Source organism: Acinetobacter seifertii (assembly GCF_000368065.1).
Classification (GTDB): Bacteria; Pseudomonadota; Gammaproteobacteria; order Pseudomonadales; family Moraxellaceae; genus Acinetobacter; species Acinetobacter seifertii.
On the sequence record NZ_KB851203.1, the window covers coordinates 90866 to 105638 of the forward strand.

General features: G+C 39.7%; 13 protein-coding genes. 7 read left to right on the top strand and 6 right to left on the bottom strand.

Annotated elements, in window-relative coordinates; translation table 11 throughout:
- Nucleotides 1–163: 163 nt before the first annotated feature.
- The 6 genes from pncB (at nt 164) to F985_RS20510 (ending at nt 6640) form a co-directional block, all read left to right on the top strand.
- Nucleotides 164–1378: a nicotinate phosphoribosyltransferase gene (gene pncB / locus F985_RS20485; RefSeq protein ID WP_004704827.1), complete on the top strand. Its 1215-nt coding sequence runs from the start codon at nt 164–166 to the stop codon at nt 1376–1378.
- Between the two features lie 150 nt (nt 1379–1528).
- A complete protein-coding gene (locus F985_RS20490; RefSeq protein WP_004704828.1) occupies nt 1529–2377 on the top strand; it encodes a sulfurtransferase in 849 nt (282 codons plus the stop codon).
- Entirely contained in the window at nt 2374–3225 is an 852-nt protein-coding gene (gene asd, locus F985_RS20495) for an archaetidylserine decarboxylase (RefSeq protein ID WP_004704831.1), read from the top strand. The genes F985_RS20490 and asd overlap by 4 nt, the downstream gene beginning before the upstream one ends.
- A gap of 408 nt (nt 3226–3633) precedes the next feature.
- Complete coding sequence (locus F985_RS20500) at nt 3634–4854, top strand: acetamidase/formamidase family protein (protein WP_025469222.1); 1221 nt, start codon at nt 3634–3636, stop codon at nt 4852–4854.
- 130 nt (nt 4855–4984) lie between these two features.
- Nucleotides 4985–5404: a hypothetical protein gene (locus F985_RS20505; RefSeq protein ID WP_004704834.1), complete on the top strand. Its 420-nt coding sequence runs from the start codon at nt 4985–4987 to the stop codon at nt 5402–5404.
- Nucleotides 5405–5443: 39 nt separating this feature from the next.
- Nucleotides 5444–6640, top strand: a complete 1197-nt coding sequence (locus F985_RS20510) for an alpha/beta fold hydrolase (RefSeq protein WP_004704836.1) — start codon at nt 5444–5446, stop codon at nt 6638–6640.
- Between the two features lie 67 nt (nt 6641–6707).
- On the opposite strand, the gene phoR is transcribed toward F985_RS20510, so the two are convergent.
- The 3 genes from phoR to F985_RS20525 form a co-directional block, all read right to left on the bottom strand.
- Nucleotides 6708–8066 (bottom strand): phosphate regulon sensor histidine kinase PhoR, encoded by a 1359-nt coding sequence (phoR, locus tag F985_RS20515; protein ID WP_004704839.1) that lies wholly within the window; start codon nt 8064–8066, stop codon nt 6708–6710.
- Nucleotides 8067–8075: 9 nt separating this feature from the next.
- Nucleotides 8076–8786: a phosphate regulon transcriptional regulator PhoB gene (gene phoB / locus F985_RS20520; RefSeq protein WP_000650776.1), complete on the bottom strand. Its 711-nt coding sequence runs from the start codon at nt 8784–8786 to the stop codon at nt 8076–8078.
- Between the two features lie 255 nt (nt 8787–9041).
- Nucleotides 9042–9713, bottom strand: a complete 672-nt coding sequence (locus F985_RS20525; protein ID WP_004704841.1) for a TetR/AcrR family transcriptional regulator — start codon at nt 9711–9713, stop codon at nt 9042–9044.
- A 194-nt stretch (nt 9714–9907) separates the two neighbouring features.
- Here F985_RS20525 and F985_RS20530 point away from each other — a divergent pair, with 194 nt between their 5' ends.
- A complete protein-coding gene (locus F985_RS20530; RefSeq protein WP_004704843.1) occupies nt 9908–10741 on the top strand; it encodes an SDR family NAD(P)-dependent oxidoreductase in 834 nt (277 codons plus the stop codon).
- 56 nt (nt 10742–10797) lie between these two features.
- Here the strand turns inward: F985_RS20530 and F985_RS20535 are convergent, their stop codons facing one another.
- The 3 genes from F985_RS20535 to F985_RS20545 form a co-directional block, all read right to left on the bottom strand.
- Nucleotides 10798–12165: an MATE family efflux transporter gene (locus tag F985_RS20535; RefSeq protein ID WP_004704845.1), complete on the bottom strand. Its 1368-nt coding sequence runs from the start codon at nt 12163–12165 to the stop codon at nt 10798–10800.
- A 105-nt stretch (nt 12166–12270) separates the two neighbouring features.
- The gene (locus F985_RS20540; RefSeq protein WP_004704846.1) at nt 12271–13425 is read right to left on the bottom strand and encodes a pyridoxal phosphate-dependent aminotransferase; all 1155 of its coding nucleotides are present in this window, start codon (nt 13423–13425) and stop codon (nt 12271–12273) included.
- Between the two features lie 27 nt (nt 13426–13452).
- On the bottom strand, nt 13453–14763 hold the full coding sequence (locus F985_RS20545; RefSeq protein WP_004704848.1) for a DUF445 domain-containing protein: 1311 nt from the start codon (nt 14761–14763) through the stop codon (nt 13453–13455).
- Nucleotides 14764–14773 lie beyond the last annotated feature (10 nt).

Below are 14773 nucleotides of genomic sequence, written 5' to 3' on the forward strand. Positions count from 1 at the left end.
GAGAGAGTTTCTGCAATTGTTTGAATTGATGCAGTTTAGCAGAAATTAATTTAAATGATTTTTAAAAGGAAATTTCATGGAGCTGCAACAATGGTATAAAAGCCCATAATTCATCTATAAAAATATGCTTTAATGCAAAGAAGCAAGCGAATAATCATTGACTATGTCTCCAATTATCCATTCTTTACTTGATACAGACTTGTACAAATTTACGATGCTACAAGTGGTTTTGCACAAATTTCCGCAAACTCATAGCGTCTATCATTTTCGTTGCAGAAACTTAGAAGATACGGTTTATCCATTAGTGGATATTTTGGATGACTTAAATGAGCAACTCGACCATTTATGTAATCTCAAATATAAAGAAGACGAATTGCAATACTTAAGAAAATTGCGTTTTATTAAAAGTGATTTTGTCGATTATTTAGAATTATTCCAACTCAAACGTCGTTTTATTCAAGCCAGTATAGATGCCGAAGGCCGTCTAGATATTCGTATTGAGGGGCCAATGGTTCAGGCCATGATGTTCGAGATTTTTGTGCTGGCGATTGTAAACGAGTTATATTTTAGCCGCATTCGAACAGATGAAGTTTGGGCCGAGGGCGAACGCCGTTTAAAAGCAAAACTCGAATTAATTCAGCAATACGAAAAATCTCAACAACCGAATGATCCTCCATTTTTAGTTTCCGACTTTGGTACTCGCCGTCGCTATAGCTTTGAATGGCAAAAACATGTGGTGGCTGCATTTCATAAAAGTGTCCCACATGTGTTCCGTGGTACAAGTAATGTCTTACTGGCTAAAGAATTAAATATCACGCCAATTGGAACCATGGCGCACGAATTCCTACAAGCGTTTCAGGCCCTTGATGTGCGCTTACGTGACTTTCAAAAAGCTGCTTTAGAAACATGGGTACAAGAGTACCGTGGAGACTTAGGAATTGCTTTGACTGACGTTGTTGGAATGGATGCTTTCCTAAGAGATTTTGACCTGTATTTCGCTAAACTATTTGATGGCTTACGTCACGACAGTGGTGACCCATATGAGTGGGGCGATAAAGCCTACGCGCATTATCGTAAGTTAAAAATTGATACTAAAACCAAAATGCTCACCTTTAGTGATGGACTCAATTTGCCAAAGGCATGGGAGCTTCACCAATACTTTAAAGATCGTTTTCAGGTGAGTTTCGGTATTGGAACCAATTTGACCAATGATATGGGACAAACAGCGCTCAATATTGTGTTGAAACTGGTTGAGTGCAACGGTCAGTCGGTTGCTAAAATTTCGGATAGTCCAGGAAAGACCATGACCGACAACGATACGTTCTTGGCCTATTTGCGTCAGGTTTTCCAAATTGAAGAGCTTGATGAAGCTGTTTAATGACAATGTCGTTTGACGACTTGGCAAAGACTTGGCGCTTAAGAATGTTTATATCTGATTTTTTGCTAAATGGTAGCAGAAAATCAGAGTTTGATAGATATAAGCTTATGCTAAGATGAAATTAAGCTGGTATAAAAAGTAACCATGACGATGACCCCTCCTGATTTTAAACTTGATTTACTCATAGAAGCTGAAGAGTTAGTGCCTTATTTAGGCAATGAATATATCCGTATTGTGGATTTAAGCCGTGCATCTGTTTATGAGCAACTTCATATTCCACATGCAATTCATTTACAACCTAAATGGTTGGTGGCTCAACATGAAGAAGCCACTGGCATCTTGCCTGATGAATCTGGCTTACAAGCGCTGATTGAAAAATTGAATATTTCACCAAATCATCACGTTGTGGTCTATGACGATGAAGGTGGGGCATGGGCTGGGCGTTTAATCTGGAATTTACATTGCTTAGGATTTACGCGTACCAGTTTAATTAATGGTGGTATTCATGCATGGTTAGGAGCAGGCTTACCCACAACGGCAGAAGTCGAAAAAGTTTCTCCTGTTACCGATTTAATTCAAATTGATTTATCGCATGCTACTCAGTACCGAGTGAACTATGAGGAACTAAGAAAGCAAGTCGAGCAAGAAAGTATTCAGTTATGGGACTGTAGAACAATTGATGAATATAGTGGTATCCGTTTAGCAGCGCGACGCGGTGGTCACATTCCAAATGCCCTTCATTTTGAGTGGAGTACTGCACTTAATCGTCAAAATCATCTAAAATTGCATCCGCTTGAACGCACGCGGCAGCGCCTTGAACAACTTGGGTTCGATTTACAGCAACCTGTAGTCGTGTACTGCCAGTCACATCACCGTTCCGGTTTGGCCTACATTTTGGCTAGACTTTTGGGTTGGGAAGCAAAAGCCTATGATGGTGCGTGGAGTGAATGGGGCAATCGCCTCGATAGTCCTATTATTACTGGAGAATCACCGTCGTGAGTTTCACATCTCGATTAAAAAAAGAATTATTTATTAAGGCACAAAATCTTGTTCCTCAACATCAATTGAGCCGTGTAGTGGGTAAAGTTGCTGCGAGTGAAAATCCAGTTATAAAAACTGCTGTTATTCAAGCATTTAAAACTAAGTATGGGATTGATTTATCGATTGCTGAACAAGGCAATGCACTGAAATATAAATCTTTTAATGACTTTTTTACCCGTGCTTTAAAAGATGGCGTACGTTTGGTCGACGAAAATGCAGATAGCATTGTTTCACCAGCAGATGGCGCTATTTCACAAATTGGTAAAATTACTGCTGGCGAAGTTTTTCAGGCAAAAGGCCAAAGCTTCTCTGTAGAGAAACTCATTGGCGACCCACAACTTGCTCAACCTTTCCAAGAAGGTGAGTTTGCAACAGTTTACCTCTCACCACGCGACTATCACCGTGTTCATATGCCATTTGCAGGTACATTAACTGAAACGTTGTATGTACCGGGTGAGCTATTTTCAGTAAATCAGGTGACTGCTGAAAATGTACCGGGATTATTTGCCCGTAATGAACGCATGGTGTGTTTGTTTGATACTGAACTTGGACGTATGGCTGTTGTTTTAGTCGGCGCTATGATTGTTGCTGGTATTGAAACTGTAGCAACAGGCAAGGTAAAGCCTTCAGGTCGTATCGAATTACAACATCATCAGTTAAAGCTAGAAAAAGGTGCTGAGCTTGGCCGTTTTTATTTAGGTTCTACTGCGGTTATCTTATTTGAAAAAGATAAGGTCGAGTGGGAAAAGCGTTTTAAAGCTGAGTCTGTTGTTGTGATGGGCGAACGTATGGGGCATACAGTTTAATAAGCTATATAACTTATATAAAATATGAACCCTGAATAAAGTTATTCAGGGTTTTTAAATTTAAGTGATGTAAAAATATAATATATTATTATGTTCTTGTTTATATTATTTTGAAATAATATTATTAATGGTCTAAATTAGGACATTATATGCACTAGACATATATATGTATGATTGAAATGATCAAGAATATTTAACGTTCGTAAATAAAAACGAAAATAGATATTTGGTTTAGACTTAAGTCGTACTTTTAATTTTATTTGAAGATAAGTATTTAAATCTAAAAAATTATTTATTTTTTTATAAACATTAAGTTCCTTTTACATATTATAAAAAATTAGCTTTGGCATAATGTTTGCTAATTATTCAGGACTTTACTCTAACTTTCTATATTTAGGTTCTGAAATCATGTTAAATGTTAAACAGCTGACAGCTTCGGTTTTATCTGTATTTTGCATTTCACTCACTCATGCAGATGATTTTAAAGTTTTAAACCAAATTTCAAAACAGCCTACTCAAATTCAAACTGGAGAATATAAAGGTAATTATTATGTTCCTTCTACTTTAAATACGATTACATGGGGATATTTACCAAATCGAGATGCTAAACCTGTGCTTACTGTTCCGTCGGGTAGTGTTGTAACGTTTGATACGGTTTCTCATGAAGGTTTGCTTGAAGACCAAGGGCGTAATGCTGAAAAGTTCTTTAAATCGAAAGGTGTAAAATCTAATGAAATATTGGAAGAAGCAAAAACAATTACCCAGTCAAATTTAAAGCATGATTTTCATAAAGATGGGCCACATATTGTGACAGGTCCTGTTGCAATTGAAGGCGCACAGCCCGGCGATATTTTAAAAGTTGAAGTACTTAAAGTTGAGCCGCGTGTACCTTACGGTGTTATTTCAAATCGACATGGTAAAGGTGCTTTAGTGGGTGAGTTTCCTAAGAAAGTAAAGCAAGAAAATGCATCGGCTGAGCATCCTGAATGCTATGGAAATGTATCGATTTTCACCCCAATTGAAAAAAATGCTAAAGGTGAGTACGAAGGTGTATTAAAAACAGAATCGGGTAAATCAATACGTTTCCCGCTGTATCCTTTTATGGGAATTATGGGGGTAGCAGCCAATACGTCTGAGCCTGTTCACTCTGTACCACCCGCAATGTATGGCGGAAATATTGATATTAATGAACTAGGTGCAGGTTCAACAGCCTATTATCCTGTTCAGGTCAAAGGCGCATTATTCTATACGGGTGATAGCCATTTCGCGCAAGGGGATGGTGAAGTCGCATTAACTGCACTCGAAGCTTCAGCACGTGCAACACTAAAATTTACCTTGCTTAAAGCGGGTAAAGACAAAATACCGGGCAAAGAGCTAAAACAACCTTTAGCTGAAAATGCTGAGTTTTGGATTACGCCGGGACTTGATGAAGATCTAGATGAAGCAATGAGGAAATCTACACGTGAAGCCATCCGTTTCTTAAACCAAGAATATGGTATTGATGAAGCGACAGCATATGCGTATTTAAGTGCTGCAACAGATTTTGAAGTTTCACAAGTTGTAGATAAAACTAAAGGTATTCACGCAAAAATCAGAAAAGCTGATTTTAAAGAGTTTGAGAGCAAATAATTAGATGATCTGTGCTTGGTATTTAATATTTTAAATATCAAGCTAAATCTCATTTTAACTATTAATAAGTTTTATATATTTTATAGTTGAGTATAATAAGTCTCATATATATTTACTACTATAAAATCTAATGAACTTACTTCCGAACGTCTCACTATATCTTGCTGCGATATTAACATTCTGCGCTGCATTACTTCATTTTATTTGTGTGTTCTGGGGAGCAAATGGTTTTCGGTTTTTAGGGGCTGGAAAAAGTATTGTCCAGATGGTTGAAAGAGGTGATTGGTATCCGAATTTTATGGCAATTTCGGTTGGTTTTATTCTTTGTATTTTTTCTTTTTATGCTTTTTGTGCAGCAAGTGGCTTTATCAGTTTGCCAGTTGAAAAAATTATTATTTCTCTCGTTGCGATTATATTTATTTTGCGTGGTTTGGCATTTCCGTGGTTAAAGGCTAGATTTAGTGGGAATAGTGATCTATTTTGGTATATAAGTTCTTTCATTTGCCTCTTGTTGGGTTCGTTATATGCAATAGGGGCATATTTTTTATAAGTTCAACTTGAAATGATTAGAAAGTAGAGGAGTAATCCCTTGATTAAAAAAAGTAATTTGTTTTTTAAAATTTTATTTAGTAGTGCTTGTTTAGTGTCTGGCTCTGCTATGGCTACGCCAATTACAGATTTGAACAAGCAAATTGTGAACGATAAACCAGGTTCAATACTGTCTATAGCACAGCAAGATGTAACGAATTTATTTCCTCACGCCGATCAGCGTTTGTTAATAAATTATCGTAGTCGAGGTGTGAACGGTGAACCTATCGTTACCTCAGCATTTATTTTACTACCGAAAGGAACACCGCCTAAAAATGGCTGGCCTATACTTGCTTGGGCACATGGTACGACAGGAGTTGCTGACACCTGCGCACCTTCGGGTGACTATGTAGGTGGCCCAGTTCATTCATATCAAGAAGTTGCTTCTAAAGCTTTAGATAGTTGGCTTGCACGAGGCTACGCAGTTGTTGCACCTGATTATCAGGGTTTAGGTACACCGGGTGGGCATCCTTATATGAATGCAAAAAGCCAACTGCATACGGTGGTCGATGCCGTACGAGCATTACATGTGCTGAAGCCAAAAGATTTCAATAAACAGTGGTTAGTCATGGGACATAGCCAAGGCGGGGCTGCGGCAATTGCAATATCTGCTTATGGCCAAAAAGATGCGCCTGAACTGGATTTAAAAGGAGCGATTGCGCTTGCGCCAGGCGGTTATCAATATGAAGGTATTGCAGAATATGTGAAAACTAATCCGAACCCAGAACCTAGTGTGGCTGCTTTTTTCCCGATTGTATTATTGGGCGCACAAGCAGCTGAACCAAGCATTGTTCCTGAAAACTTAGTCAGTCCAGAAATGAACACTGTGCTGACTCAAGGACGTAGCCGCTGTTTATCTGAACTTCAATCTGATTTGAAGAAATCTCCTTCGAGCATATTTAAAGCTGATGCAGACTTAAAACCTCTTTTGGCTTATCTAAAACAGCAGTCCATTCAAAATATGGTGCCGACTGTACCGTTAATGATCGTGCAGGGTTCTAAAGACCATTTAGTTGACCCGAGAGGAACATATGCTTATTACCAACAGTTATGTAAATTAAAAAAACCAACCATTTATCAAACGATTGATGGCGGAGATCATCGTGATGCATTACGCCAGAGCAACACTTTTGCCACCAACTTTTTAAATGTCATTGAGAAAAATCAGGCTAAATCTTATTGCTCTAATTTTAAATAAATAGATTTAAATGTGACAAAAAAGCCGACTTTCATGAGTCGGCTTTTTATATGTACGAGCGATAATTTTAGCTCATGTTATATAGTCTTTCTTTTGGAAAAACTGCGGTAAAGGTTGATCCTTCATTTTCTTTAGATTGCACGTCTAAATAAGCACCATGCTGCATAAGTACGTGTTTTACAATCGCAAGGCCTAAACCCGTTCCACCTGTTTGGCGACTACGGTCACTGTCTACACGATAAAAGCGTTCGGTCAGACGCGGTAAATGTTTTGGATTAATCCCGATACCGGTATCTTGTACGCTAAAGTAAGCATGTTCACCATCGTCGTGCCAGCCAATGGTAATGGTTCCGCCTTTTGGCGTGTACTTAATGGCATTGGTAATTAAATTACTAAATGCGCTGGCAATTTCCATGTCTGAACCGATGAGGTCACAGTGGCTATCAATATGTAAATTGAGTGTATGCCCATAATCGGCATTGTAGGCTTGAGCATCATCAAACAGTTGATTCATTAAGCTCGGCATTTCAATAATCTGGTTTTTTGCAATTTTCTTGTTATTTTCTAAATTTGATAACAGCAGTAAATCATTCACTAACGCGTTCATACGCTTAGTTTGAGACTGCATCTGATCAAATGCGCGTTTCCAGCGTGGGCTAATATCTTCTTGGTCGGTAAATGTTTCGATATAGCCACTGAGCACAGTTAACGGCGTACGAAGCTCATGCGAAATATTATCGACGAAGTCTTTACGCATTTGCTCAAGGTTGTGCATACGCGTTACGTCGTAAGCGACAAGTAAGCGGCTTTCACCACCAAACCGTGTGAGTTTGACTTGCACATAACGATCATCATCAAAGTTGGAATGCAGCTTAATGCCGTCAGGTGCCTGATCAATGTTGTTAAAATATTCAATAAAAGTAGGCTGGCGCAAAATCGTTAATAAGTTGCGACCACGGTCGAGTGGGCTAATACCCAATAAACGCTCTGCGGCAGGGTTCCACCATTCAATTTGATGTTGATCATCAATGAGTACAACTGCTTCAGCAAGCGCAACTAAAGAGGATTGAGCGCGGTCAATCAGCCCAACCATTTCGGCTTGAACAATACGTTCCTGACGCTGAGCACGATACACATTAAACAATAGTGCCCCCCAAATACCACTTAAGTTGGGAGGAACATCATAAGGATTATTGGCAATCCAATCATTGACCAAATATAAAGAACGTAACTGGAGTGCAAAAAACACCACGAAGGCGATAAAGATACAGCTCCAGAAATACCCAACCCCTAAACCGACTAAACCCGCAATAATCAGGAAAAATAATAAAAGCCGTAAATCTTGTTTAGCGAACGTCCATAAACTACTGTAACGAGAAAGTTTTTGTTCACGTACCTGTTCAGGGACGGGGTAGGGTTCATACATAAATTTTGGTTAACCTGCGGCTAAATCTGCACGTGTTGAGAAACGATAACCTGTACCACGTACTGTCTGAACAAATCGGTCAACACCAAAAGGTTCTAAGACTTTACGCAAACGACGAATATGTACATCGATGGTACGATCTTCGATGTATACATTACCGCCCCATACCTGATCGAGCAACTGTGCACGTGTATATGCACGCTCTGGATGGGTCATAAAAAATGCAAGCAAGCGATATTCAGTTGGTCCCATATCTAAAATGCTGTTGCCAAAGCTTACACGCTGGCTTACAGGATCAAGAATTAAACCATTGGCATCAATTGTTTTTTCACCGCTTAATGCATTTGCACGGCGTAGAACTGCTTTAATACGAGAAACCAGTTCACGTGTTGAAAATGGCTTAGTCATATAGTCGTCTGCACCGGCATCTAGACCTTGTACTTTGTGGTCTTCTTCTCCGCGAGCGGTGAGCATAATGACTGGAATTTCTGCTAAATTTTCATCGCGTTTTAAGCGGCGGCATAAGTCGACACCACTCACCCCTCCAGGTAACATCCAATCGAGCAAGATAAGCGCCGGACGTTGGTCGACGATAATTTGATGAGCCTGTTTAGCATCTTCAGCCTGTAAACATTGAAAGCCTGCCATGTCCAAAGAAGTATGGATCATTTCACGAATAGGAAGCTCATCATCGACAATTAAAATATAGTCATCTTTCACAGCGTAATACCTTGTAGATTTTAACGGTGAACCGTTTTGTAGTTATGACAGGCTTATTACAAAGATTAATTATGACAATTTCATTGCAGAAAAGTCTATAAAATCGAATTTAGCAATAATTTGTGACAAAAATACGGCAAGCACATGACCGAATGATGACAGGAAAACATAAATTTTCTTAAAATCATTCAATGTGTTACCAGTTTGCTTTCCAATAGGTTTCTTGGGTCAAAGTCGTGTCAAAAAACTTTAATATTATTTTGAAACTTGTGCCAATAAAGATAAGAAAACAATACGGCAAGCTGTCAAAACTTGCTCCAGAGACTGCTCAAAGCCTCCCATCACCCAGCGAATCGCAATTTGTGTCACGTATCCGTTTAAGCCAGTTGCGATTAAAGATAGCTCATTTTCATGATGTTGAATTTGCGGCATGGTCAGCATAACGAAAGCTTGAATCATACGGTCAAACTGAGCAAGTGTTTCCTGAATGGTGGCCTGATTATGTAATTCTTGAACAAGAACTGCATCAACATAGATGATACGAGCTAGTCTTGGATCGTCTTTTAAGGTTGTCAGCAGTGCCCTTAAGCCAGCATCGACCATTTTTTCTGGATCTGGCGCAGCTTTAATCACAGCTTGCATTAAGTTTTGTTGTAACTCTTCAATCATTTTTAAAAAGATAGTTTGGAATAAATCCTCACTCTTTTTAAAAGATTCATAAAAATAGCGCTCGGTGAGTTTTGCTTCTTGGCAAACATCTTTTACCGTCACTGAAAAAAAGCCGAGAGTTCCATAAGTTGCAATACCTGCTTCAATCAGTTTTTCGCGGCGTGCCTCTTTACGCTCAGTAAGAGATAACCCTTTGAACTGACGTTCTTTACTCACAGTTTTTGTTTTCTTTTTACTGGTTGAGTCGTTTGTCGCCATAAAAAATGGTTTCCTGATTTATCGGTTTTTCGGCAAATATGGGCCTATGATAAAGCCGTCAGCAGAATTGTGCCAATCTATCTGAAATTACAGTGTACTATATTGACAATGAATATTGTCAAAATTATATTAAAAGAGTCTAAAGTGCACATGCAATGAACCGATTGTGCAAATCGAAAAACAAAGGATGGACAATGAAAAATTTTAAAAACAAAGTCGCTGCAATTACGGGCGCAGGTTCTGGCATTGGGCAACAACTAGCAATTCTCTTGGCAAAACAAGGCTGCCATCTTTCTTTGAGTGATATTAATGAAAAGGGCTTAGAGAAAACTGTTGAGCTATTAAAACCCTACAGCAACATTAGCGTAACAACTAAAAAGCTGGATGTTTCTGACCGAGAAGCTGTAAAACAGTGGGCACAGGAAACCGTGCAAGATCATGGTTCTGTTAATCTCATTTTTAACAATGCCGGGGTTGCCTTAGGTTCAACTGTAGAAGGCGCGACCTATGAAGATTTAGAGTGGATCGTTGGAATTAACTTCTGGGGTGTGGTTTACGGTACTAAAGAATTTTTACCGTTTATTAAGCAAACTCAAGATGGTCATATTATTAATATTTCGAGCTTATTTGGTTTAACTGCTCAACCTACTCAGTCTGGCTATAATGCCACTAAATTTGCGGTGCGTGGTTTTACCGAGTCATTACGCCAAGAGCTAGATATTGAAAAATGTGGCGTAAGCTCGTTGTGCGTACATCCGGGTGGTATCCGCACCAATATTGCTAAAGCTGCAAAAATGAGTGATAGCTTGAACACCTTGGGTATGGATCCGACAAAATCGATTCAAAATTTTGACAAGTTATTGCGTACCCCACCAGAAGAAGCGGCTCGTCAAATTTTGGATGCAGTTTTGAAAAATAAGCGTCGTTTACTCATTGGTAGTGATGCAAAAATTCTGGATGCATTCCAACGTTTATTCCCGACAGGATACCAACGTGCTTCAACCATTGTGACCAAATTAATGAAATAACTTTTAACGTAAAAAAGCCATCATTTGATGGCTTTTTTTATAAGGCTTAATGCATTCTAAATAAGAACTTTGATCTTCTTTTTCTTCCAAATAAACTGGTAATACAAGCCTTGAACAATACAGAGGCTGACAAATGCCAAAGCATAAGCAAACCAAATTCCTTTAAGTCCCCACATAGAGCTAAACCAGTAAGCACATGGAATTTCAATAAATAAAATAGCCGATATGTTTAATAGCATTGGGGCTGTTACGGTACCACTGGCACGCATGATGGATGCAAAAATAGCACCTGCACCAAAGAATAAAATTGCCCAAAGTACAATAAATAAAAGCTGCTGCCCTAACATCACCACAGTTGGGTCGGTAATGAATAAAGCCATCAAATATTTTGAAAATAGATAGCCAAGAGCAATTAGAGTACCCGTAAATAAAAAGTTCATACCTAGAGCCGTGCGGGTAACACGTGCGAGTAGATCTGATTTACCTGCACCAATGGCTTGTGCTGCAAAAATTGAAGCTGCAATTGAGATTGATAAAGCAGGAAACTGAATATAGTTGAGTACTTGGTTTACAGCACCATATGCAGCTGTCGCATGAGCGCCAAAACGGTTGACTAAACCTACAATCACGAGTCCTGCCATAGAGGTGGTAATCATTTGAATACCAGTTGGCACACCTAGGCGCAAAATGATTTTGCTTAAGTCTGGGTTATGACGAATATGCTGCAAAAGTTGGCGGTTCGGTCGAAGCGGATGCTTTTTCTTGTTTAGGTAAATTGCCAGAAAAATTAGAATCGCAATATAACTAATAATAGACGCTATAGCCGGTGCAATAATACCGAGAGCAGGAAAACCAAAATAACCCTTAAGCAATATAGGGGTAATAATTACGCCAATTACACTAGTTAAAGCAAGTGCCAGTAAAGGTGTCGTACTGTCACCTACACCGCGTAAAATAGAGGTATAGATAATATAGACAAAGAGAAGTGGACTACCTGCCAACATCCACTGCACATAAGGCAACGAGAGATGCATGACCTTTGGGTCGGTGCCTAAAATCTCTAAAATATCATGGGCAAAAAACACACCAATAATTGCGGTAATGATACCGCCAATAATGGTCATAAACAGAGTAGACCCTACGACACTTTGAACTTTTTCTATATCCTGCGCACCCCATGCTTGCCCGACTAAAATAGTCGTACCCGTTGAAATTCCGATAATAAAAGCCAGCAGTAAAAACAAAATGGGGAAATATACAGAAACTGCGGCAATTGCATCGACCCCCATCATTTGGCCAACAAAAATGGTGTTAATAGTGCCGGACAAGTTCTGCAAAATATTGGTTGCAATGAGTGGCAATAAGAAAACAAAAAATGTTTTCCATAGATTTTGCTGATGAATTAAAGACTGTCTTGGTGGCATGTATTCTCCATCGCCCATCTCTTTGATGAGCGGGGCAGATATTCAACTTAGCATATTTAGAGGAAATTTCTTGTAGTGTTTTGCTATGCTAAGTTTCTAAATTTATTAACATTCATTCAAGATTTCTCCTGCTTTTTGCAATGTTTCATCATTTTTAGCAAAGCAGAAACGAATGAGGCGTAAAGACTCAGGTGCTTGTTGGTAAAACACCGAAACTGGAATGGCCACAATTTTATGTTGCTCGGCAAGAAACTGGCACATTTCAACATCGTGTAAATCTGGTCTAATCTGGCTGTAGTCAAGGTTTTGGAAATAAGTGCCTTGAGATGGCTTAAGTAAAAAACGGCTATTATGAATTGCGTGATTAAATCGATCCCGCTTAGTTTGATAAAACTGTGAAAGTTCCCGAATATGTTCCGGATGCTGTTGCATATATTGCGCTAAGGCAATCTGACAAGGTGTCGTGCCACAGAAATTCGCATATTGGTAAATCTGACGGAATAAACCCATTAATTTAGGTGAAGCCACACAGTAACCTGTTTTCCAACCTGTCACATGAAAGGTTTTCCCAAAAGAACCAATCACAAAACTACGTTCTCTAAGCTCTGGAAAATGCAATGCACTTAAGTGTCGCTGACCGTCAAAAACTAAGTGTTCATACACTTCATCAGATAAAACCACAATATTTTTATCTCGAATCAGTTCAATAAGCTCTAACCAGTCCTGTTTTTCCCATATGGTGCCAGTTGGATTGTGGGGCGTGTTCACCACAATCATACGGGTTTTGTCGTTGACCAGATCTTTAACTTGCTGCCAGTCAACCTTAAAGTCAGGTGCTTGCAGAGCAATACGAACAGCTTTGCCACCTGCTAGCTGAACAGAAGGGCTGTAGCTGTCATAACTCGGGTCAAAAATAATCACTTCATCACCTGTGTTGATGCAGGCTTGTATGGCACAGAAAATAGCGATGGTCGCGCCAGGTGTAATCGTGATTTGTGTGACAGGATCAAGTTGAAGTTGGTCGCGCTGTTGAAACTGTAAAGCAAGCTGTTCACGCAGAGCGAGAATGCCATCACCTGGTGGGTATTGATTATGTCCAGCCAAAGTTGCCTGTGAGAGGGCTTCGAGCAAAGCAGGAGGTGCAGGAAAGTCAGGGAAACCTTGTGAAAGGTTAAGTGCACCCAAACGCTGTGCCATTGCCGTCATGGTACTAAAAATAGTGACCCCTTGTGCGGGCAATTTTGACTGAAGCTGTAGCATGTTGTTCTCTTAAAGAAATGATTAGGGTTATAAAATCGATTCAATTGCTGCGCGGATTACACCTAGAGTTAAACCGATAAATGCACCAACTACAACGCCGTTTACGCGAATCATGTGTAAATCGCCACCGACTTCATTTTCAATTTTTCCAATCATTTCACGTGAGTCCCATTCATGAATGCGTTCACTCACATAGCGTATGATTTTATCGCTATATTGATCGGTAAAAGTCAGTGCAAGCCCTGTCATTTCTTTGTTGAGAACTTCACGTACTTTGGTATTTTGAACAAGGTTTTCACCGAGTTGCTGGATTGCTGCACGTAGGTTCATTGCAATGCCAGAGTCTTCTTTCATTAAATCTTCTTTAATGGCATCACATAAAATTGTCACAGCACCGCTAATGAAGTTCAGGACTTGAGGACTATCTAGCAGTGCATCTTTACCGCTATTTAGACGTTGGCTCGCAACACTATCTGGTTTTGCCAGCTCAAGCATGAGAGAGTGAGCAACAGTTTCAATTTCTTGCCGCCATGGGTGTTCAGGGTCAGCTAGCATTGATTCTACTTTTTCAATCAATGAGTCGATGGTGCGCTGCTGAACATCAATACCAATCCAGCTTGCACCCTTTGCCAGTGACCAGACTCCCAGCGCTTTAAACATTTTTCGGGTCAATTCACGAGTTTTATCAGGGTTTTGTACGACCCACTCATGCGCGATATCGAGACCACGCTGCAATACGTCTTGGTGGAAGTCATTTTCCAAGACCGCACGTAACATTTCACTGGCAAGTTTATTGACTTGCGTATTGCGTACCCATTGCACGCTGTTGTTTTGCACGAAATTAGCAATTTGCTCTTGGCTCACAAACTCAAAAATTTTCGGTACCGTTTGTTGAATGAGCTGTACCACTTGTGTGTTGTTTTGTGGGCTTGCTAGCCATTGTCCAATGGCGAGGCTTAGGTCAGTTTTTTCTAAGCTTCGTTCAACCACTTGAGGTGACAGGAAGTTTTCCTGCACAAATCGGCCCATTGACTCTGCAATACGAGCCTTATTGCGCGGAATAATTTCGGTATGATCGCGCAAAAATTTAGGGATAGGAAGCTTACCAAATGGGTTTCGAAACAGAACGGTAATGGCATACCAGTCTGCAAGTCCACCGACTACGCCAGCTTCTGCACCTAACATTAAAATATGAATTAAGTTTGTGTACTCTGGCAAAAAGCGATTGGCAACCAATAAGCCAATCCACAACACTACAACAATAACCAGCGCCATCGTCGCAAAGTATTTGCTGCGCTTCAGATTGGGTGCATGGTGTACTTCTTCTGCCATATTCATACGGTCATCC

Coding starts and splice junctions, on each gene's coding strand:
- pncB (WP_004704827.1), top strand. CDS start 164: ATGTCTCCAATTATCCATTCTTTACTTGATACAGACTTGTACAAATTT.
- F985_RS20490 (WP_004704828.1), top strand. CDS start 1,529: ATGACCCCTCCTGATTTTAAACTTGATTTACTCATAGAAGCTGAAGAG.
- F985_RS20500 (WP_025469222.1), top strand. CDS start 3,634: ATGTTAAATGTTAAACAGCTGACAGCTTCGGTTTTATCTGTATTTTGC.
- F985_RS20505 (WP_004704834.1), top strand. CDS start 4,985: ATGAACTTACTTCCGAACGTCTCACTATATCTTGCTGCGATATTAACA.
- phoR (WP_004704839.1), bottom strand. CDS start 8,066: ATGTATGAACCCTACCCCGTCCCTGAACAGGTACGTGAACAAAAACTT.
- F985_RS20525 (WP_004704841.1), bottom strand. CDS start 9,713: ATGGCGACAAACGACTCAACCAGTAAAAAGAAAACAAAAACTGTGAGT.
- F985_RS20530 (WP_004704843.1), top strand. CDS start 9,908: ATGAAAAATTTTAAAAACAAAGTCGCTGCAATTACGGGCGCAGGTTCT.
- F985_RS20535 (WP_004704845.1), bottom strand. CDS start 12,165: ATGCCACCAAGACAGTCTTTAATTCATCAGCAAAATCTATGGAAAACA.
- F985_RS20540 (WP_004704846.1), bottom strand. CDS start 13,425: ATGCTACAGCTTCAGTCAAAATTGCCCGCACAAGGGGTCACTATTTTT.
- F985_RS20545 (WP_004704848.1), bottom strand. CDS start 14,763: ATGAATATGGCAGAAGAAGTACACCATGCACCCAATCTGAAGCGCAGC.